Source organism: Bacteroides sp. f07, from assembly GCF_042854785.1.
Lineage (GTDB): Bacteria > Bacteroidota > Bacteroidia > Bacteroidales > Bacteroidaceae > Bacteroides.
The window spans coordinates 443,190-465,014 of sequence record NZ_BAABXI010000002.1 but is presented as its reverse complement, the minus strand read 5'-3'; the positions used below and the strand labels follow the sequence as shown (position 1 = coordinate 465,014).

The 21,825-nt window shown below is 42.0% G+C and carries 13 protein-coding genes and 1 tRNA gene; 5 read left to right on the top strand and 9 right to left on the bottom strand.

Annotation, left to right across the window (positions count from 1 at the left end; translation table 11 throughout):
- Window positions 1–93: 93 nt before the first annotated feature.
- The 3 genes from ACGHVY_RS16855 to gyrB all read left to right on the top strand — a co-directional run bounded on the left by ACGHVY_RS16855 (window position 94) and on the right by gyrB (window position 2,620).
- Window positions 94–165 (top strand) — tRNA-Glu (locus ACGHVY_RS16855).
- Window positions 166–208: 43 nt separating this feature from the next.
- Complete coding sequence (gene rpsT, locus ACGHVY_RS16850) at window positions 209–463, top strand: 30S ribosomal protein S20 (RefSeq protein ID WP_077152561.1); 255 nt, start codon at window positions 209–211, stop codon at window positions 461–463.
- Between the two features lie 198 nt (window positions 464–661).
- Entirely contained in the window at window positions 662–2,620 is a 1,959-nt protein-coding gene (gene gyrB / locus ACGHVY_RS16845; protein ID WP_390600069.1) for a DNA topoisomerase (ATP-hydrolyzing) subunit B, read from the top strand.
- Between the two features lie 174 nt (window positions 2,621–2,794).
- On the opposite strand, the gene ACGHVY_RS16840 is transcribed toward gyrB, so the two are convergent.
- From ACGHVY_RS16840 to gpmI, 9 genes are all read right to left on the bottom strand, one after another.
- Window positions 2,795–5,044, bottom strand: coding sequence for a glycoside hydrolase family 3 N-terminal domain-containing protein (locus ACGHVY_RS16840; protein ID WP_308746396.1), 2,250 nt, complete (start codon window positions 5,042–5,044; stop codon window positions 2,795–2,797).
- 41 nt (window positions 5,045–5,085) lie between these two features.
- Window positions 5,086–6,597: a fimbrillin family protein gene (locus ACGHVY_RS16835; protein ID WP_390600067.1), complete on the bottom strand. Its 1,512-nt coding sequence runs from the start codon at window positions 6,595–6,597 to the stop codon at window positions 5,086–5,088.
- Between the two features lie 23 nt (window positions 6,598–6,620).
- Entirely contained in the window at window positions 6,621–8,366 is a 1,746-nt protein-coding gene (locus ACGHVY_RS16830; protein WP_390600065.1) for a fimbrillin family protein, read from the bottom strand.
- Window positions 8,367–8,396: 30 nt separating this feature from the next.
- On the bottom strand, window positions 8,397–9,344 hold the full coding sequence (locus tag ACGHVY_RS16825; protein ID WP_390600063.1) for a family 16 glycosylhydrolase: 948 nt from the start codon (window positions 9,342–9,344) through the stop codon (window positions 8,397–8,399).
- Between the two features lie 12 nt (window positions 9,345–9,356).
- Window positions 9,357–10,655, bottom strand: coding sequence for a hypothetical protein (locus tag ACGHVY_RS16820; protein ID WP_390600061.1), 1,299 nt, complete (start codon window positions 10,653–10,655; stop codon window positions 9,357–9,359).
- 27 nt (window positions 10,656–10,682) lie between these two features.
- The gene (locus tag ACGHVY_RS16815) at window positions 10,683–13,817 is read right to left on the bottom strand and encodes a glycoside hydrolase family 2 TIM barrel-domain containing protein (RefSeq protein WP_390600059.1); all 3,135 of its coding nucleotides are present in this window, start codon (window positions 13,815–13,817) and stop codon (window positions 10,683–10,685) included.
- Between the two features lie 289 nt (window positions 13,818–14,106).
- Window positions 14,107–15,813, bottom strand: coding sequence for a DUF6377 domain-containing protein (locus ACGHVY_RS16810; RefSeq protein ID WP_390600057.1), 1,707 nt, complete (start codon window positions 15,811–15,813; stop codon window positions 14,107–14,109).
- A 520-nt stretch (window positions 15,814–16,333) separates the two neighbouring features.
- Entirely contained in the window at window positions 16,334–16,915 is a 582-nt protein-coding gene (locus ACGHVY_RS16805) for a DUF3109 family protein (protein ID WP_308746403.1), read from the bottom strand.
- Window positions 16,916–16,981: 66 nt separating this feature from the next.
- Window positions 16,982–18,496, bottom strand: coding sequence for a 2,3-bisphosphoglycerate-independent phosphoglycerate mutase (gpmI, locus tag ACGHVY_RS16800; RefSeq protein ID WP_308746404.1), 1,515 nt, complete (start codon window positions 18,494–18,496; stop codon window positions 16,982–16,984).
- A gap of 150 nt (window positions 18,497–18,646) precedes the next feature.
- Here gpmI and ACGHVY_RS16795 point away from each other — a divergent pair, with 150 nt between their 5' ends.
- Both ACGHVY_RS16795 and ACGHVY_RS16790 read left to right on the top strand, forming a co-directional pair.
- Window positions 18,647–20,557, top strand: coding sequence for a TlpA family protein disulfide reductase (locus tag ACGHVY_RS16795; protein ID WP_390600053.1), 1,911 nt, complete (start codon window positions 18,647–18,649; stop codon window positions 20,555–20,557).
- 228 nt (window positions 20,558–20,785) lie between these two features.
- Complete coding sequence (locus ACGHVY_RS16790; protein WP_390600050.1) at window positions 20,786–21,715, top strand: magnesium transporter CorA family protein; 930 nt, start codon at window positions 20,786–20,788, stop codon at window positions 21,713–21,715.
- Window positions 21,716–21,825: the final 110 nt, after the last annotated feature.

The window sequence follows — 21,825 nt, the reverse complement described above, 5'->3', positions numbered from 1 at the left end:
TTGTCAGTTTCAAAAAAGTTCCTACCTTTGCATCCGCAATCGAGAAACAAACACTGATTCGAGAAAGCAAAAGCAGAAATGCAACAACAGGATGGCCCGTTCGTCTATCGGTTAGGACGCAAGATTTTCATTCTTGAAAGGGGGGTTCGATTCCCCCACGGGCTACAAGTTAAAAGAATAAAAGAACTAAAAAAACAGATTAGTCGAGATGGCAAATCATAAATCATCACTGAAAAGAATCAGACAAGAAGAGACAAGAAGACTTCACAACAGATATTATGGCAAGACCATGAGAAACGCTGTTAGAAAGCTTCGCGCAACTACCGATAAAGCAGAAGCAGTTGCAATGTATCCGGGCATTACAAAGATGTTGGATAAGTTAGCTAAAACAAATGTGATCCACAAGAACAAAGCTAACAATCTGAAATCTAAGTTGGCTCTCTACATCAACAAGCTCGCTTAATAACAAGAATTTAACAATTCTACATAGCATCAGGCTGAACTTTAAAAGTTCGGCCTTTCTTGTTTATAAACATCTGACTATCAGTTCTGTTAAGAAAGCAGAGAATACACTTTCATTCGTCATTTTTCCCGGTTTATTCTTCGCCAAATCGACATTTTTCACTATATTTGCTCTGTTATTAAAGTTAGAAAGGCAATTATGAGCGAAGAACAAATCACTCCCAATAACGGGTCTTATTCTGCGGATAGTATCCAAGTATTGGAAGGTCTTGAAGCAGTAAGAAAACGCCCTGCGATGTACATCGGTGACATCGGCGTAAAGGGACTTCACCACTTGGTATACGAAATCGTTGACAACTCTATCGACGAAGCACTGGCCGGCTACTGCGACCATATCGAAGTGACTATCAACGAAGACAATTCAATCACAGTACAGGACAACGGACGCGGTATTCCGGTTGACTATCACGAAAAAGAAAAGAAGTCGGCATTGGAAGTAGCCATGACAGTTTTGCACGCCGGAGGTAAGTTCGACAAAGGTTCTTACAAAGTATCCGGAGGTCTGCACGGTGTGGGTATGTCATGTGTGAACGCATTATCGACTCACATGACAACGCAAGTATTCCGCAACGGTAAGATCTACCAGCAGGAATACGAGATTGGTAAACCGCTTTATTCTGTAAAGGAAGTCGGTACGGCTGACATCACGGGAACAAAGCAACAGTTCTGGCCGGATGGCAGCATCTTTATTGAAACGGTCTATGACTATAAGATACTAGCTTCACGCCTGCGCGAACTGGCTTACTTGAACGCCGGTCTGCGTATCACCCTGACCGACCGCCGGGTGGTGAATGAGGATGGCAGCTTCAAGAGCGAGCAGTTCTACTCAGAAGAAGGTCTGAGAGAGTTCGTACGATTCATCGAGTCTTCCCGCGAACACTTGATTAACGACGTTATCTACCTGAATTCGGAAAAACAGGGGATTCCTATCGAAGTAGCAATCATGTACAATACCGGATTCTCTGAAAACGTTCACTCGTACGTCAATAATATCAATACCATCGAAGGTGGTACGCATCTGGCAGGTTTCCGTCGTGCACTGACTCGTACGCTGAAGAAATATGCCGAAGACAGCAAGATGCTGGAAAAGGTGAAAGTCGACATTTCGGGAGATGACTTCCGCGAAGGTCTGACTGCCGTAATCTCCGTGAAAGTTCAAGAACCCCAGTTTGAAGGACAGACCAAGACGAAGTTGGGTAACAACGAAGTGATGGGAGCTGTGGATCAAGCAGTAGGTGAAGTTTTATCATATTATCTGGAAGAACATCCGAAGGAAGCGAAAACAATCGTTGACAAAGTGATTCTGGCTGCTACCGCACGTCACGCTGCAAGAAAAGCCCGTGAAATGGTACAACGCAAGTCGCCGATGTCAGGCGGTGGACTGCCGGGCAAGCTGGCGGACTGTTCGGACAAAGACGCGACTAAATGCGAATTGTTCCTCGTCGAGGGTGATTCGGCAGGTGGTACTGCCAAGCAGGGACGTAACCGTATGTTCCAGGCTATCCTTCCGCTACGCGGTAAGATTCTGAACGTAGAAAAAGCAATGTATCACAAGGCTTTGGAAAGTGACGAAATCCGTAATATCTATACAGCTCTAGGCGTTACAATCGGAACGGACGAGGACAGCAAAGAGGCCAATATCGAAAAGTTGCGTTATCACAAGATTATCATCATGACCGATGCCGACGTCGATGGTTCTCACATCGACACATTGATCATGACGTTCTTCTTCCGCTATATGCCGCAAATTATCCAGAACGGTTATCTGTATATCGCTACTCCGCCACTCTATCTTTGCAAGAAAGGTAAAGTAGAAGAGTATTGCTGGACAGATGCACAACGTCAGAAATTTATCGATACGTATGGTGGCGGTTCGGAAAATGCAGTTCATACACAGCGTTACAAAGGTTTGGGTGAAATGAACGCCCAGCAATTGTGGGAAACAACTATGGATCCCGAAAACCGTATGCTGAAACAGGTAAATATTGACAACGCAGCAGAAGCCGACTATGTATTCTCCATGCTGATGGGTGAAGACGTAGGACCACGCCGCGAATTTATTGAAGAGAATGCAACGTATGCAAATATCGATGCATAATTATCATATTACGTTTTTATAAACCAACCTCACATCTTACAACGAGGAAACGCCGACGGCGAAGGAGAATCCTTCGGTCGGCGTTTTTCTTTTATATGGAGATTCTAAAAGGGATGAAAGAAGCTATTCCGGTTTTATGCTTGAATAGGATAAAACCGAAATAACACAGAATAATTATAAGGCCGATACAGTAAAGTCTGCAGACAAACCTTCGGCACTATTCGTTCCCACCCATAATTTAAAATCGCCCGGTTCTACACCGTAAGTCATATCATAGCCCCAAAAGGCCAGTTCAGACACAGGCAGCGAAAATGACACACTCTTTGACTCACCGGCCTTGAGTTCCACACGTTGGAATGCTTTGAGTTCCTTCACCGGACGAGTTACAGAACCTACCTTATCCTGTACATAAAGCTGAACCACTTCTGTGCCGTCATACTTTCCGGTATTCTTCAAATCTGCTGTTACATGTATTTGACCGTTAATGGCAAACTTGTCGGAGGATAATTTCAGGTTACTATATTCAAAGGTAGTATAAGACAATCCATAACCGAACGGATATAACGGAGAAGTACCAGCATCCAGATAGAATGAACGACAGCCGACCGATGTTTGTCCCGCCTCAACAGGAATCTCGTCTATCAGCATCTCGGTAGGATTCGCCGGACGGCCGGTATTATTATGCGCATAATATATAGGAACTTGCCCTGTCATACGAGGGAATGTAACCGGCGTTTTTGCACTTGGATTCACTTTTCCGAAAAGGATATCAGCAATGGCCGGTCCTCCCATAGTACCCGGATGGAAAGAGTAAAGCACAGCATCAGAAACCTCAACCTCATCAGCGATAGCAAGCTGACGCCCGGCCATCACTACCACTACCAACGGTTTACCGGTGGCGGACAATGCTTTTATGAGCTGGCTCTGCGCTCCTTGAAGAGCAAGATTTGCCAAGGAGTGAGCTTCGCCCGAAAGGATGGACTCTTCGCCAACGAAAGCAATAACCACATCTGCACAGCGTGCTGCACTCACTGCCCTGGAGATGCCACTTTGATTTTTGTCACGGCTGTAGCTCAATGCAGGTTCAAAGAGAACATTAACTTTATCACCATACATCTCTTTGATAGCCTTGAGCGGAGTCTGTGTATGTTCTTTTTCCCCATCAAATACCCACGTACCCAACTGTTCATATGGAGCGTCGGCCATAGGACCCACCACAGCCACTGTACGAACCTTATCCGTGAGCGGCAATGTCTGAGCATCATTTTTCAAGAGTATTACCGATTGTTCTACCGCTTCTTTGGCCATCTTCAAATGTTCATCCGCATATTTCACACTCTGAGGCGTAACAACATATGGATTCTCGAACAACCCCATACGGAACTTCAGACGGAGAATATTTCTCACCGCATCATCTATCGATTTCATTGAAACCTTTTTCTCATCCAAAGACTGCCGAAGATTCTTGATGTAAGCCTCACTTACCATATCCATATCAACACCCGCATTGATTGCTTTCTCAGCGGCATCTTTGGCGTCCATACAAAAACCGTGGTTAATCATCTCGCCAATCGAAGTCCAGTCGGACACAACCATGCCGTCATATTTCCATTCATCACGCAAGATATCTTTCAACACAAACTTGTTTGCCGTAGAGGGAACGCCGTCATTATCATTAAACGAAGTCATGAAAGTAGCGCAACCGGCATCTGCCGCAGCCTTGAAAGGAGGTAAATATACATTACGCAATGTTCTTTCGGGAATAAACGTAGAATTATAATCTTTTCCACCTTCAGAGGCACCGTAAGCCACAAAGTGCTTGGCACATGCCGCAATCGAAGTAGGATCATTCAACGAATCTCCCTGAAACCCTTTAACCATAGCCGCACCCATCACCGAAGCCAAATAGGGATCTTCACCGCAACTCTCAGCGATACGCCCCCAGCGAGGGTCGCGCGAGATATCTATCATAGGAGCAAACGTCCAACGAATACCGTCGGCAGAAGCCTCTACAGCAGCTACGCGCGCGCCATTCTCCACTATCTGAGGATTGAACGTGGCAGCTTGCCCCAATGGAATAGGAAATATAGTCTTGTAACCGTGGATTACATCGCGAGACACCAACAGAGGAATACCCAAACGCGACTCTTCCATCGCCACTTTCTGTATCTTGTTTACCTCTTCCGGGTTTGTATAATTCAATATAGAACCTACTTCCCCATTACGAACCTTGTTTGCCAGTTCATCCGGATTCCACGGGCTCAACTGGTTCATCTGTCCCAATTTTTCTTCAAGAGTCATTTTGCCGAGCAATGCCTCTACCCTACTTTCTATTTCAGAATCAACACTCGCATTCTTTGTGCCACAGGCTGTCAACAGACTTGCCACTGTAGCCGTAGCGAATAATAGTTTACTTATCTTCATAACTACGTATTCTTATAGTAATTTATTTTCCAAATATCATATTAAAAACCACAAATTGGAATGAAAGACTCGCCAGGCATGCCAATCCAGCCATCAACCCCATTTTGCATAGTTTGAATCCCTTTGTCTCCTCCTCTTTCGCGATAAGTGACAGAAGGAAGAGTGCCTCCCAGTTGGACGCCGTTAATCTTGCCCAATTGTCCATTGATATAGACCTGCCCGGCAGTCGATACTTCATTATATTGCTTGCCTCTTATTAAGTATTTAAGTTCATTGAATGAAGGTGCATACCATGAAGTGGCATTTTTTAATACATCATCCGCATGATTATCCAAAGCCGTAAAATTTACTCCCTCAGCTCCTTTCAGCGCCTGTGTCAATTTGTAACCGTTTGAAACATCCAGGCTATTGTAGTCTGCAACAGCCCCAAGTGCAGCCTGTATCTTAGCGATGTCATTATTCGCACCAAATGGTTGTCCATTCTTAATCGAAACAACCAGACCGTGACTTCCCTCATACCCCGGCAACTCATCTGTCAATCCGTTTATTTCCTTGTAACTATCAAATGCAGCACCATCCATTACATGAAATACAACTCCCTTACAAGTAAGGCTCTCCGGAATGGCAGCCGCATTACCCGGAATTATTACGATATTATCAGTGCTGTTAGATACACAGAAGAAATCACCAACGGCAAATCCTTCTGTTCCTTCGGACAATGTAGGACAAGGGAGAACATAACATTGGTTGGGCGCCAGCGCCATAGTCTTTTTCAGTGTCTTTACATAAGCAGTGTTGTCAATCGTATAAAAATAGCGGAAGTTGTTCTGAGGCAATTCGGCCTCATCTATAAGGCAAACGTATTTGCTATCCACCAAATCGGGAGTATATTGCCTGTCACCAATAGAAAAAGCGATATTGGCAATATCCAGAAAATAAGAAATCTCTTCGCCGGCTATTTTAATGGTTGCTTCTGCAGAGAACGTCAGCAACGAGAAGGCATGCTTAAAACCAATTGTCAACTGCGGAGATTGGATATCACTGATTTCTGCTATTAACAAGTCTTTATCCTTGAATTCCGCAGCTTCTTCCTTCTTTTTAAATTCCTTCAGTTCATCGACAGACGACGGAATAAATTCTTCACCGTCTTTCATCATTCGGGCATAAGGGAAGTAAGCAATAGCTTTCTTTATCTTGCTGGTATAGCTCACACCATCCTTATTTACCCATTTGTTTGCCCCGTTTTCGTTGATGTATTTAAAGGATACGTTAGCAAATCCTTTTTCATCATCGCCTATCAGCAGGATACCGATTTCATCACCTTTGACATCCTCCAAACTGTTTCCGGCTTCGAAACTCACCGTGACAGCATCATTGATTACCCGGGTAGCAGTTCCGGTAGTAAAATTTGCAACGTCCACCTTCCGGATAGCCAATACATCAGAAGCAGCGACGTTTTCACCGATTTGAGCCAACTCCTCGTCTTGCGCACAAGCCGAGAACACCAGTAGCGACAGAATTGCCAGTCTGAGGTGTAAATATACTTGTTTCATAGTTTTCTTTTCTTAATAATTGATTAAAATGTAAGGATGAGACGAACCTTATTTGTAGAATCTACACTTTTATAAAAATCAGGGCTGCTTATTGCCCCATTCTCACCAAAAATGACGACATAAGCATTCGGGTCACTATCAAACGAGCTATCCCAATAAGTTCTATTCAATACCTGATAGTTCTCGATTGTCTTGTTTGCAAGAGTTGCCAAATCCTTTAGCTGGGTATGAGAGGGGAGATACCAGCCCGATGTGCCGGATATAAGCCCACTGCCATTCTTTCGGGTAGAGGTCGATGCAGCCGGTACTGCAGTTGCTTCTGCCGCTGCTGCTTTTTCTATGAGATATCTGGTATTAGAATAGCCTATATATAGACTTGTTTTTCCATCCCCTATATGACCATTTTCCGGAAATTCCGCCCCATACAGTCCTGCACTGCCATCTTTCCATTTAAAGAATTGTGTTTCACCGTCAACTTCGTCTGCCAACGCCACCACATAACCGTGAATAGTCTTAAGCCCTGTTCCTTCATAGTTCGAAGCATCGTCGGTCTCATGCTTTCCTACCTTGTAGATGACTCCTACAGTTCCATCAGCTTTATACTTTGCCCCATACGTGCCATCTTTATAGAAGTAATAACCTATTTCCATATACTCTTCCGTATATGTCAACTTAAGGTCCGAGCAAATATTACTGAAAGTGAAAGTAACAGTGCCATCGCTGCCAACTGTACGCGTTCTGTCCGCTAATCCTTCATAAGCAATGCCACCACTTGCTTTTTCTTCTTTATAGGTAATAGAAAAACCCCGGACCTTATCAGTGATAAAGTCTGCCTCCAAACCTTCAACTTTGTAATTTGGCAATGCTGATACATCGTCAGATATGGCAGCCTTAAACATTGCATCGGTAATTTCATCACCACTGATGTTGTTGTTGTCCCAGCCCACTTCATCGGCTTCCATTTCCACAGTCAATCCCTTTTTGCTAACAGACAAATAATATCTTTGCCATGTATTGGGAAGCAGTTTTCCTGTATTCTTAGCCACATCATTCTGATTGTCCTTGCTCGGAGTGTAGATATATGTATCCCCTCCAATCTCCACCTGTATCAGTGGTTTGCCCCACATCTCGCCCGGAACCATCATCGCCTCTCCATTTCTGTAATATTCCCCTTTGGAATTACGGGTGGAAATCAATTGACCTGCATCACCTATCGGTGTAACTTCACCAGCCGCATACGTTACAGCCCCATAGCCTATAAACGAAATTCTAGCCTCATTCACCTGTGACTCTGTATATCCCTCGAATTTCTGAAGTTCCCACCACATTCTGGTCATCCGATGAGTGAATGCAAAACGTACATTTTTTGATTCTACCTTGGCGCTGCTCACCAGCAAATCGCACGCAAAGAATTTCTCCGTTGTAGTCTGATCTTTCAGATTTATCTGCTCCGTAGTCAATGGACTCCACGCCAGCACATCGTAGCTTGTTCCGTCCCATGTGTAAGGTTCATCCTCGGTAGACATTTTTCCTGTGGCAGTCACTTTATAAGTCTTCACCGTTTCGCCCGCTTTCACGCCCACCAATTCACCACCGTCCCACTTATTGTCAGTTATCCTAGTGACAACCTTATCCACCTGAGCCGAGAAGACAACGTCACCCCTCTCCTGTGCACTGTCCAATTCTGCCTCATTCGTACATGAAACAGCTCCGAGGCTTACTACCGCCATAAGCCCTAAACAATATTTTTGTATATTGAATAATCTCATAATCCTAATCTTTAACAGTTACATTGTTATTTATTGAAGTCCAGGCTCTAAAAGTCCTTTGTCTGAATCCGCCCCGTTAAAATTCCAGTCACCAATTAAACCGTTGGAAGAAGTGTTTCCGAAGTTGGAACCGGGCTGCACGTATGTCGATTTCTGATAAACCCGTACATAATCCACATACATGCTTTGCGGAAATACAGTATCTCCTGTAGGATTACCGCCAAACGTACCTCCCACCGCTACATTCAAGATAATAAAGAACGGATGATCGAATACCCACTCCCCGTCTGTCACATCAGCAGCCTTCACTCTCTTATAAAGTACATTATCTACAAAGAAATCAATTTTTGATTCATCCCACTCCACCGCAAACAGATGGAAACCTGTGTCAAATCTTTGTTTCTCATACCCGAAAGTCTGAGTTATAGGATTTCCGCCTGAGTGTCCCGGAAAATGCAAAGCACTTGATACGATATTGGGCTGATACCCTTTATTTTCCATAATATCAATTTCACCACACCCAGGCCATTCGTTGGTGTCATAATTTGCTCCCAACATCCAAAATGCAGGCCAAAGGCCAGGGCCGTACGGAAGTTTCAGCCGTGCCTCAAAACGCCCATACCGCTGTTCAAACAATCCTTCGGTCTTAATCCTGGCAGAAGAATAAGCCACTCCGTCATAATTATCATTCAATGCGGTTATTTTCAAGCAGCCCAGTCCTTCGTGGATTGTATAAGAAGCATTCTCTACCCTGTCAGTATAGTTCTGCAACTCCTGATTACCATACCCGGAAGCTCCCAATTCATACGTCCACTTTAAAGGATCAGGCCTATTATCGGGAGTCGGGATATTAAATTCGTCCGACCATACCAGCACCCATTCCGTATTTTCGATTGTTTCTTCTTTCTCGCAGCTTTCAAGCAGTAGCGGCAAAGAAAAGCCCAATAAAGCAAGCAATATGATTTTATATCGTTTCATAAGTCATCATTTTTAATAAAAGTAAATATTATCCAAAAGGATATTCGGAATATCCTCACTGCAAGCCAATACTATTTGTGCTATTTGCTTGCCATTTTCGTTTAGAGGAATATCAAGCGAAAGCCATTGCTTCGATTCAAAGTCAGCATGCGTGTCCCGCCTTACCAAGTACACGACATTATTGCCGTTTCTGTCATGTATTTCAATCTTAAGTTCTGAGTTGGCATTAATCTCATCCATGCATAATACATCCAAATGAAGATAATTCTTCGATGAGCAGTCTGCTACCGCATTGAATACGATTCCGACAAAATTCAAACCGCTATACTGCGCTATATGATTGTCACCGGTATTTATTTCCGTATATTCGGCAGTCGAATACTCCCATCTCGGATTCCAGTTTGCAGTAATCTTATTGGTATAGGAATCACTAAACAAGGAAAGCACTTCCGAGGCATTTCTCTGTGGCACCGGAGCCAGGTCAAAGCAATTTACCCTTATTTTCCCTTCGGCTTCCTTCAAAGAAATAACAGCCTCTCCCTTTTTCTGAATCGTTATGACATTATTTGTTATTGAAGCCACACTGGCATCGGACGATTCGAAAGTGAAATAATTTGGAGAAACCAACATTTTCTGATTAACCCCATTCGGGAGATTGATGATTTCCGTGAGAGTCCCTACATTTAGCCTTCCCTGAAATCCGGGGATTTCTATATCTTCTATTTTTGCGTGAGCCAATGTGCCGAGACGTTCAAACCGTACCTCATCAAACCAAATCGTATATCCCTCGCCGTCTACTGCACCGGCAGAATAATAGAACAACCCTTTTTCCGACAACAGTTTCGCCGGATTAGGGATAGGAATTATAATCTTATTCCAGTTTGTATTCAGTTTTACATCCTGGACTTCAACCAGATACTCCACTTTGTCATAATTACCTAATCCTACTTCAACTTTGGTGGGTATGGAAGACTTTGCATAAAAAGTCAACGCATCATAGTCCGACAGGTTTCTACCCGTTGTAGAGTAGAAAGTTCCTCCCGCCCAACTTCCCATAGGATCGCCCGGGTTAGGAACTTCTATTTTCATAGACGATGTACCATCATACTTGGTGTCAGTATCCACACTGAAATTTGTCACCTTTCCCCATGCCTGATACTGCAAGTCAGACGCAAATTCATCAATAAAGACGTCGGACAAAACAGGATAAGTTGCCAAAACATCCGTATCTATATCCCGCGTACAGCCTGTCAATGAAAATACAGCCGCGGCAACCAAAAGTTTACCTGATAGATTATATTTGTTGCTCATAACATATCTTATTAATTGATTCATGGATTAAAAAAGACTAAATGTAATATAGGTTCTCACTTCCCATTCGTTGCCATTGCCTGTACCGATGATATCCGTATTTGACTCAAAATTACCGGCTCCGCCCGGAGTATATCCGGCAACGTAACGAGGAGAATAGTGGTTCAGAGTCCTGTATGTTCCTCTGATACCGACACGGGTTGATATTTTGCCAAGCCATTTAGGTTGGGAAAGATGAGTTGACAAGTCTAATATTCCCTGGAAAGGGAAAGTAAGGTTAAAATCCCGGTGATAATCATATGGTCCCCAGTCGTTGAACTTGACCATTGCATTCAGTTTCAGTTTCTTATAAATCACTCTGGCATCCGCACCTACCCGTTTAATGAGACGGGCATCGTCCCCATTAGCTTGGGCAGTTCCAAAATACACACTTGATATAATACCAAAATCGCTTGACACTCTGGATGCCACCTTCAAGTTTGTTTCCCATAAATCATGCGCAGGAGCAGCCCCACCGAAAGCAAAGGTAGAACGTCCGTTGGCCATGATACCTATAGCCGCATCTTGTGAAGTAGGATGATGACGATAAATAAAACCGAGCGAAGCTGCAAATGACGCATCTTCATTGTCGTCATTCTCCCAGTCATACATCCAAGTGGAAGGTGTGGGATCATAAGTCAACAATAATTCTCCGGCAGTTGTCTCTCTATTGCTTCTCACTGCAAAAGGATCATCAATAATATTCCTCAATTTTCCAGGAGCATCTACGCCATTAGGCATAGGGCCCACAAGTGGCTTCTGCCACAAGAAATTGGGCGCAATCTGGAAATTGCCTATCTGATAGGTAAAACCGGCAAGAAAGTTTGACTGGTTTCCACTGCCGCTATCCTTCAGCCTCCATCCCGTAAGGGTCTGAGTATAATCGACTCCGCCGTTAGCAACCAACCCCATCATCGCACCTTGTGCATAAGCGTTAAAGTTTCCTCCGCTGTAAGTTACCTTCAACTTACCGCCAAATGTATCGGACGTCTTTACTACATCCGAATATACGACAGCGTCTCTCTTATACTCCTTAGTAGCTTGAAAATTTCTTCCAACCAAAGTGGTTCCTGACCACAATCCGCCTACCATAACATCGAAACGTCCGAAATGTCTTCCTAGCATAAGAGAAGCTCTAGTATTCTTAGGCAAAGGAATAGCATAAGACGTTGTAGTTCCTTCACGCTGAGCTATATCATAATGGAAAATACCAGCCACATCTAATTTACCTAACTTTCGTTGGTACTTGACAAGCAAAGCCGGGTTTGCCCCCCACCACAGTTCCGGACCAAAAGCAACTTTAAGGCCTTTAAAGAATTTCTTTCCTTCAATCTCAGTCCCCACAGAAGCTTCACCGCCATAAATATCCATATAATCCCCGTAGCTGGCTTCAGGATATAATCCGAAAAAGTCTCCTTCATATCCCCAATGGTAGTGACCTTTACGGAAGAATGCTTTCATATTAAATAATTTACCGTCCCAGTCAAAACTAGCGCTGTAAATCTTAACGCGTTCCAGCGGTCCTAAATCTACAAACTCTCCTTTTCCGTCCACTATATATCTAGAACGTCCCCTATTCTCATAAAATATCTCGTCTATCGGGTTTTCTGCCACATTTCCAAGAATATTCACTGTAACTTCCGCCTGTACATTTTCTGCCGGTTTGGAGGCTACACCTACATAGAAAGATTCCATATGGTCAAAGCCCTTTGAACTAGGAAAACTTGTAGGATTTTTCGGTCTGGAACCCGGAGTAGTCGTATTCTTCCCACCTGTATAGAAAGTAGTTAAGTCACCTCTAAGTTCACTTAAACGTATCAACTTAGTCGTTTCACCCTGTAAGGCAGCTTTATCACTTCTGGCCAACAAGACAGAAGACATTACATTTATATCAGAAACCTGGCTTATTATCGAAGAAGTAGTGCTTCCTAAAGCATAGGGATTAATCTTGTGGACATCTCTTAATACATAATATGCGGCACGCGGATAAAGTTCGTATAATCCTCTGCTATCAGAAGCACCTTTGGCACATATACCAAACCACTCCTCATTCATGTTATTTTCACCATCCACATAGTCAAATACATATCCACCGTTGCTCCATGAGGCATTGGTATCGTGTACACCCAAGTTTGTGGTCTGTCCGAACTTCCACCACCCGTCAGCAAATTGGAAAGTAAAACCTCCAAGAGAATTATTGTTGTTACCCAACCCTGCCGCATTCAAGTATATTTCAGTCCAGTTCTTCAGCAGGATTTCCGCTTGTTCTTTTTGCGCTTCGCTTTGAGTAATAGCATTAAATGCGTCTGAGCCAAACTCAGTAAACAAGACCGGCTTTCCATATTCCGCTTTTACCCTGCTAAACAAATCACCGAAAGAATCACCGCGATAACAATTGATACCCAGGATATCCACATCCTTACATTCTTTGGATATTATATCAAGAAACAGAAGATCCCCATTACAAATGGCTATGGGAGCCGAAGCATTCATCTTCTTCATCTCAACCGTCGCTTCATTGAACAATTTATACAGATGAGTTGCCTGAATGGTGGATTTACGGTCTTCCACAGGAATGTCCTCTGTTTCCGCTCCTTGCCAGAACAGACCGTAGTTATTCTCATTTCCAAGTAGATAAAGGAGTATCCCCGGTGTATCATTATACTTTTCCACTAATTCCCTAGCCTCAGCCAAAAGTACCTTTTTGGCTCTCGGATCAGAATAGTCCGTATTAGCCACCCATGCGCCATCCAATGCCAATCCATATCGCCCAAAGGAACTATATATCATCGTATAAATGCCATATTTCTCATAGATGTATCTCACCCATCTAGACGGCACACCTGCATGTTGCCTGATAGCATTGACCCCCATATTCTTTAATAAAGACATATCCGTATCAAGGGCGGCCTTAATAATATCATCAGGTTTTGTCCATAGAGAATAGGAAAAATTGGTACCGATTGGGAAATAATCCCAGTTCATACCATTCACCATAAAAGCCTTGCCGTTGACAAGCAACTTACTGCCTGTCCGGTCATTAACAACAGAAATAGTTTCCTTTTGTGCCCAAAGAGAAGTAGACAAAAGGATTAACAAAGATAATACTACTACATTTTTCATGGTAAGTAAAATAACAAATTAGCACTCTGTGAAAAAAAGACATCAGAGACCAACATAAATGTGTGTCCCATAGTTACTTTAATCTTAGTTGTTCTGGTTTCATTAATCAATTCCCAAAAGTTAATACTGTATTAATTTTCTGAGGACAAAGGTAATATAGGATTATATATAATGTTTATGCAGGTAAACAATAGAAGTAAACAGTTCAATCTACATCATATTGATTATCAACTATATAAGTTTTCAATAGAGTAAACTGTTCCGGATATTAAATGATTGGATTATTTTCTTATTTCTGCATTTTCCCCAATGAACGTACCTTTTCAGCAAATTCTTCCTTAGGAATAATTCCCTTATTTCTAGTCCTTAAACGATTGTTGTAAACCGTTTGAGGCGAACAATGAAGAAATTCGGCAATCTTTACGCTATCATTAATTCCCAATCTGACGAGAGCATATATTCTCAGCTCTGTATTAAGAAGTTCTCCTTCCTTAAGGACAATTCTTTCCTCGGGACGCAAGAGAGTATTAAAATCTTCCACAAAATTGGGATACACATGAAGAAAAATAGCATCGAAGCTATGGTAAAACTCCTTCAATTCGCTCTGAACCATAGTGGTGCTGGAAGTCAAAGATATGATATCATCTATCTGACCAGCCTTGAGCTTCCTACTGATATTTTTTCTATATTCCTCAAGTTTAGTGATATAACTGGAACATATAGAAAATACATATCCTATATATTCTTCTTTTACATAATTAGACTCAAGCAGCTCATCATTGCTCACTTTTAGTTTTTCGTTAATCTCACTAAGCTCTCCGTTGACTTTGCCTAACATTCTCTGAGCTTCAGAAAGTTCGCTGACATGCAAATTAAGCAACCTGTTACTCTCATCTATTTTTTTGCGGGACTGAAATAATCTTCTGAACTGAAAATAGATGAACAACACGGATATGAGTAAAACAACAGACAATACACTCACAGTATAGAGTGACTTGCGCAGTTTGCTTTCCTGCATTTCATTCCTTTTACGGTAAGCCTGTTGGAGCTTGTCCATCACTGTGGATATGTTCATCACACGCACCCTGTTAGGATATAGCAACGCGGCTTTAAGACAATAACTTATATAATCATAACCTCTGTCTATATCGTCCTGCAAATACAGGATATTGGAAAGCTCCTCCAATGAGGCTATGTCGCGGTTACAAATCTTGATATCGGCTATGGCCGAATTAATAAGATATTTTACATAATTAAATTCGTCGCCTTCATTACGAAACATAATGGCAAGCATATAAGCATTAATGGCATCAACCCGTGTGGACAGTGATGAGTTATCTACGATTTCCCTTAATTTTAATTTAATGCTGTCTCCTTCTGCAGAACGGGGATACTCTCTATGCAATGACGCGCAAAAACTATAGTACGAAGGATGATTCGGAGCTATATGATTTTTAGCCTCATACCTTAATTCCGTCTCGAGATTACAATAAGAATTTATCAGTTCCATACGTCCTCCGATGAACTGCACCAGATGTGAGTATAGATAGATTCTTGTATCATAGTACTGATACATTATTTCTTCACTCAACGAAGATACATCGACATTTAATAATTCCTTTTCAGCCTCATTCAGCAGGCCTTGAGCCGTAAGAAGAAAAATCTTATTCAGTATCCACTCTTGTTTTTTGTCTTTCCTGTCCAATTGGCCGGCTATATCTATATTATCATTTACGTAAACCATAGCCGAGTCTGCGTTATAGACATAATATTCATCATACAACATTTTGTTAAGCCATAGCTTCTCTTCCAATTTCAGAGGCAAAGAGTGTTTCTTACGCAATTCTCCTATCTTTTTTTCTTTCTCTAAAATATATTTCTCACTGTTTGCCAATACAGAATCCAGCCGGACAAGCAATAGTTCCATTTCTTTGTTCCCGGAATAAGTATTTCCAGAAACAACAAGCAGCAATATCAACAATAATATATTTTTCATAATAAAGGAAATCGTTACATTAAATACTCCTTAATCTTTCAAATATCACTCCCGAAACTTGAGACTATCATTAATAAAAGTTAGTGCATAACAAAAAGGACTATTCCCAAGGCTCACTACAAAAATAGTGATTTATTGAAATAATAGAAAACCTTCCGGACAAAAAGTCCGAATAAGGTTTATAACTCGGATGATACCGGCTAACATGTATAGAAGATTCAGCCCAATAAAATGCCATCTCTTAATAAAACCTAACAACAGAATCGTTTTCCGGGCAAAATGACTATCTTGCATAAAAACGAAATACAACAGCAACTATGAAATTGAAAACTACGATTCCCAACCCCTTACTTGCAAAAATGAGATTGTTTCTTATTGTTCTGACTTCCTGCGTTATCGCCACTTGTATTTTCCTGATTATCATTCATCCGGAAGCGTGGGTTGCACCGTCATGCGGAATAGTAATAGCCTTGTGCATATTGCTATATCAGGTATATTGCATCCGTAAGAGACGAAAATCCTAGATGAGATGTTGCTTCTTCAGCTCTTCGGCAACAACTTCCAGTTCTTTGTACCATTCTTCACCGAACTTACGGATTAAAGGCTCCTTCAAAAACTGATAGACAGGAAGATTCTCTTTTTTCCCCAGTAAGACTGCTGCCTTGCATACATCCCAACGATGATAATTCACTGCCTTATAAGGCCCGTAATCCCCGATCCGGATAGGATAAAGATGGCAGGACACTGGTTTGTAAAAGTCAGTTTTCCCTTCACGGTATGCCTTTTCAATAGCACAGTAACAACATCCTTTTTCATCATAACAAGTAAAGACGCAGTCCTTATTATTGACAATTGAAGTTACTAGGTCACCTTCCTCATCTGTATATACCACTCCTTGCTTCTCTATTATCGTACGAGCTTCCGGAGCCAGTTCATCCCATATGACCGGCAACACCTCTTCCAATTTCTCCACTTCCTCCAATTCGACAGGCGCACCCGCATCACCCTCAATGCAACATTCACCTTTACAAGCATCCAGGTTACAAAGAAACTTTTCTTGAAAAACATCAAGAGATACTACTACATCACCAATCTGTATCATACTAAAACTTATGTGAGACAAAAAGGGCGGAGTACTACTCCGCCCTCCCGGTTATAAAAATCTAAATTACTTAATCAATACGTTTCCGTCCATTTCAGCCGGAACTTCCAGCCCCATGATTTTCAATATAGTCGGAGCAACATCAGCCAAACGACCATCCTCTACTTTCGCAGCCTTGTTTTCCGTTACGTAAATACAAGGAACAGGATTCAGGGAGTGAGCGGTATTCGGAGTGCCGTCTTCGTTCAAAGCATGGTCAGCGTTACCATGGTCGGCAATGATGATTGCTTCGTAATCCTGAGCTTTAGCAGCTTCGATAACATCTTTCACGCAAGCATCTACAGCAACAACCGCTTTCTCGATAGCTTCGTAAATACCGGTGTGACCTACCATATCACCGTTAGCGAAGTTCACTACAATGAAATCATATTTGTTTTCGTTGATGGCAGCCACCAATTTATCTTTTACTTCGTAAGCACTCATTTCCGGTTTCAAGTCGTAAGTAGCTACTTTCGGAGACGGAACGAGGATACGGTCTTCTTTGTCGAACGGAGTTTCACGCCCGCCGTTGAAGAAGAATGTCACGTGAGCATACTTTTCCGTTTCGGCGATATGAAGCTGGCTCTTGCCGTTAGCAGACAGATATTCACCCAAGGTGTTGGATACGTTTTCTTTATCGAACAGGATATGAACACCCTTGAAAGAAGCATCGTACGGAGTCATGCAGTAATATTGCAGACCCGGAATTGTATGCATGCCTGCTTCCGGCATATCTTGTTGAGTCAGTACGACAGTCAACTCTTTTGCACGGTCGTTACGGTAGTTGAAGAAGATAACGACATCGCCTTCCTTGATTGTTCCGTCAACGTTCGCATTGACAATCGGCTTGATAAATTCGTCTGTTACGCCTTCGTCATATGATTCCTGCATTGCCTGAACCATGTCGGCAGCTTTCTTTCCCTCACCGTTTACCAGCAGGTCATACGCTTCTTTTACGCGTTCCCAACGTTTGTCACGATCCATGGCATAGTAACGGCCGATGATAGAAGCAATCTTTCCTGCTGATTTCTCGCAGTGTGCAGAGAGTTCTTCGATAAAGCCTTTACCGCTCTTCGGGTCGGTGTCACGACCATCCATGAAGCAGTGGATGAATGTATTGTCGATATTGTATTCTTTAGCGATGTCGCAAAGTTTGAAGAGGTGAACGAGTGAGCTGTGTACGCCACCGTTGGAAGTCAATCCCATGAAGTGAACGCTCTTTCCGTTTTCTTTTGCATAAGAGAAAGCTGAAACGATTTCAGGATTCTTCAGGATGCTGTTGTCCGCACATGCACGGTTGATTTTCACCAAATCCTGATAAACCACGCGTCCGGCACCAATATTCAAGTGACCAACTTCAGAGTTACCCATCTGTCCGTCGGGCAAACCCACGTTTTCACCACTTGCCTGAAGCTGAGAGTGAGGATAAGTAGTTGTCAGATAATCCCAATAAGGAGTGGGAGTGTTGAAGATTACGTCGTCTTTCTTTTGGTCGCCTAGTCCCCAACCATCGAGGATCATTAAAAGGGCTTTCTTGCTCATAATATTTCAATATTTAAATTATCACTCTGATTTTCGGGCGCAAAGGTACGAAAAAGATGGTTATGTAAACGTTTAATCTATGTTAAGTTACAATGGCTGAGCGAAGGAAGTCTCAAACATTTTCCTTTCTTTGTGAAACAACCTCCAAACATGAAAGTTATGAAAACAATCCTGGCAAGCTTTGCATTGTTATTATCCGTCGTTTCAACAGCACAGACCATTAATGGTTCTCCTGCCCAAACAACCGGCAATGCCCATTTCACGAATGAGACATCTCCTCTCCAATCAATCAGAGGCAACTGGTTCAGAGCGGATATTCCTAACCAATGGGAGTATGGTATCTACGATTCCGTATGCATCATACAAAACCGGATGTTTACCAATAAAAGCATACACAAAAGAGGCGATTGCATCGAACTGACTGTACAAGACAAGAAAAATTCCGGTATAGAGACGCTATTATTCACCCCTCAGCCAAACGGAGATTATCTGATTAAATTCAAAGGCACCGATGAACTGCCATACACAAAAGAGACAAACAACAAACCTCTGATGACAACTGAAGCGGACTTTAAAGAATTCATACGCAAAGATACCGCTTATCTACAAGGTTATATAGACAAGCATGATTCTGAAACGGCTACTACCAGCCTATTGATAAGTAATGAACTTACAAGAGAAGACTACCCCACAATAGTCAACATAAATCCTGACGGCAGCTTTGAATGTAAACTTGTACTCAATTATCCGATAGAAAATCTCATGCAGATAGGTAACCATCACATTTCATTTTATATAGAACCCGGAGAGACATTATCCATATATGTTGATGACAAAGGCAGTTATGATAACATTAAAATGATGGGACCTTCTGCCGCCCTTTCACAAATGTATGATAGGCTGAATGATTTAATAAGATACGATAATGACGTATTTACAAAAGGAAGAAACGGATTTTCACCTGACCTGTTCAAGAAAGAGATACAAGCTGCATCTGCCAAACTCAACCAGACCGGTGACTCATTAATACAAATCTACACAACATCTCCCAAAGCGATTCATCTGATTAAAAACAAGTTAGCATTGGAGAAAGGGAAGATTCTTTTAAACCTTATGGCATATAGGAGTACTTTTGCGGAACGGGATACCGCCAATCAGGCATTGAAGATAAAAGTGGGAAATGATTATTATGATTTCCTGAAAGATATATCCTTGAACGACGAATCATTGCTTGCAGATAAGGGATATAGAGAGTTTATCAATCGGTTTGAGTTCATGCCTCCACTGCGTGAAGTTCAGAACGATGCTTATGAAAAAAAGTTTTTCTCTCCTTCTACAGACAAAGAGGAACCGAACATTTCGAACAGGAAACAGGATGGGCAAACGCTTGATAAAGCCAAAGAATATCTGACAAAAGGAGATTCAGTAATCAACCTGTTAAGCGGTCAGACAAATAGCTTTCTTTGGCAAACCACGCTCGTACGCCGTTTGCAATTCGATTTAAAGGCATATAATACCTTTTCCGCAGCAAAGAGACATATAAATATTCTGAATAAGTATCTCACATACCCTATTCTGATTGCTGAGACGAATCGTATATTCGACAGCATCTTTTCAAAGAAAGCTGATAAGACCTATCAGTTAGCGGAAGGAAAAGCTACTGAAATTTTTCGGAATATCATCAAAGCACATTCCGGCAAGATGTTGTTTATCGACTTTTGGGCTACAAGTTGCGGCGGATGCAGGGAAGGTATCGAAGCCACCGCACAATTACGTGAAGACTATAAGAACCATCCCCAATTCCAGTTCATCTATATCACGGACGAACGTTCATCCCCGAAGAAAACATACGATGAATATGTAGCAAAGAATCTGCAAGGAGAAAGTTCATACCGGATCAGTGAGAGTGAATTCATATATCTCCGCGAATTATTCAAGTTCAACGCCATCCCCCATTACGAATTGATACAAAAAGATGGTAGTGTGACAATTAATCCTCCGACAGCATGGGAACTTGAGGAGTATATACAGAAACATTTCAAGAAATCCAATGAATTGTAAGATATGACAGAAAAATCCTCGCTTGTATTGAAAGAAAGTATAAAAAGATGACGCAAAGCAAATAATCGGTTAGATTTTGCCTACCTTTGCACCGCTTTTAAATTAAATCATAGAAATATGGACGATTCAAACCCACGAACGTGCACAACTAGTATTAATTAAAGCGGACAGAGTCATTGGAATTTTGATGTCTCTGCTCGTGCTAAACAAACGAAAGGAGACAATAAGATGAGAACGTATCTTTATTGTGAGGCTGGCTTTGTGGAAAAGACACAATGGCTTCCCAACAGTTGGGTAAATGTAGTATGCCCGAATGATGATGACTTTGAATTTCTGACTAAAACACTCAATGTTCCCGAATCATTTCTTGATGATATTGCCGATACGGACGAACGTCCGCGCACGGATACGGAGGGTAACTGGCTGCTTACCATTCTGCGTATTCCTGTGCAAAACAAGGAGAACGGCAGTCTACCTTTCGGTACTGTACCGATTGGTATTATCACAAATAATGAAATCATTGTATCCGTATGTTATTACAACACTGATTTACTGCCGGACTTTATCGAGCATACCCGCAGAAAGGGAATCGTTGTCCGTAATAAGCTCGATCTGATTTTCCGGCTTATCTACTCTTCTGCCGTATGGTTTCTGAAATATCTGAAACAAATCAATCTGGATATCAGTGCCGCAGAAAAAGAGTTGGAGCGCAGTATTCGCAACGAAGACCTACTTCGCCTGATGAGGTTACAGAAGACATTAGTTTATTTCAATACTTCCATCCGAGGAAATGAAGTAATGATAGGCAAGTTAAAAACGATTTTCCAGGATACGGATTATCTGGATACGGAATTAGTGGAAGACGTAATTATCGAATTGAAACAGGCGCTTAATACGGTAAATATTTACAGTGACATTCTCACGGGAACAATGGATGCTTTTGCCTCTATTATCTCGAATAATGTGAATACAATCATGAAACGCATGACCAGCTTGTCAATAGTCCTGATGCTTCCGACATTGATTGCCAGTTTCTATGGCATGAATGTGGATATTCATTTGGAAGAAGTACCTTTCGCTTTCTCTCTGATTGTACTCTTCTCCATCGGATTATCTACGCTGGCATTCGTGATATTCCGGAAGATTAAGTGGTTCTGATATAAAAAAACAGCCTGTCATCTAATCACAGATAACAGGCTGACATTATACGTTTTTACTTCGATAGAGAATTAATTAAAAGAGAATGTTTAGAGAGAGAAATTAAATTC

Coding starts and splice junctions, on each gene's coding strand:
- ACGHVY_RS16825 (WP_390600063.1), bottom strand. CDS start 9,344: ATGAAACGATATAAAATCATATTGCTTGCTTTATTGGGCTTTTCTTTG.
- ACGHVY_RS16835 (WP_390600067.1), bottom strand. CDS start 6,597: ATGAAACAAGTATATTTACACCTCAGACTGGCAATTCTGTCGCTACTG.
- ACGHVY_RS16795 (WP_390600053.1), top strand. CDS start 18,647: ATGAAAGTTATGAAAACAATCCTGGCAAGCTTTGCATTGTTATTATCC.
- ACGHVY_RS16830 (WP_390600065.1), bottom strand. CDS start 8,366: ATGAGATTATTCAATATACAAAAATATTGTTTAGGGCTTATGGCGGTA.
- ACGHVY_RS16840 (WP_308746396.1), bottom strand. CDS start 5,044: ATGAAGATAAGTAAACTATTATTCGCTACGGCTACAGTGGCAAGTCTG.
- rpsT (WP_077152561.1), top strand. CDS start 209: ATGGCAAATCATAAATCATCACTGAAAAGAATCAGACAAGAAGAGACA.
- ACGHVY_RS16790 (WP_390600050.1), top strand. CDS start 20,786: ATGAGAACGTATCTTTATTGTGAGGCTGGCTTTGTGGAAAAGACACAA.
- ACGHVY_RS16815 (WP_390600059.1), bottom strand. CDS start 13,817: ATGAAAAATGTAGTAGTATTATCTTTGTTAATCCTTTTGTCTACTTCT.
- gpmI (WP_308746404.1), bottom strand. CDS start 18,496: ATGAGCAAGAAAGCCCTTTTAATGATCCTCGATGGTTGGGGACTAGGC.
- ACGHVY_RS16810 (WP_390600057.1), bottom strand. CDS start 15,813: ATGAAAAATATATTATTGTTGATATTGCTGCTTGTTGTTTCTGGAAAT.
- ACGHVY_RS16805 (WP_308746403.1), bottom strand. CDS start 16,915: ATGATACAGATTGGTGATGTAGTAGTATCTCTTGATGTTTTTCAAGAA.
- ACGHVY_RS16820 (WP_390600061.1), bottom strand. CDS start 10,655: ATGAGCAACAAATATAATCTATCAGGTAAACTTTTGGTTGCCGCGGCT.
- gyrB (WP_390600069.1), top strand. CDS start 662: ATGAGCGAAGAACAAATCACTCCCAATAACGGGTCTTATTCTGCGGAT.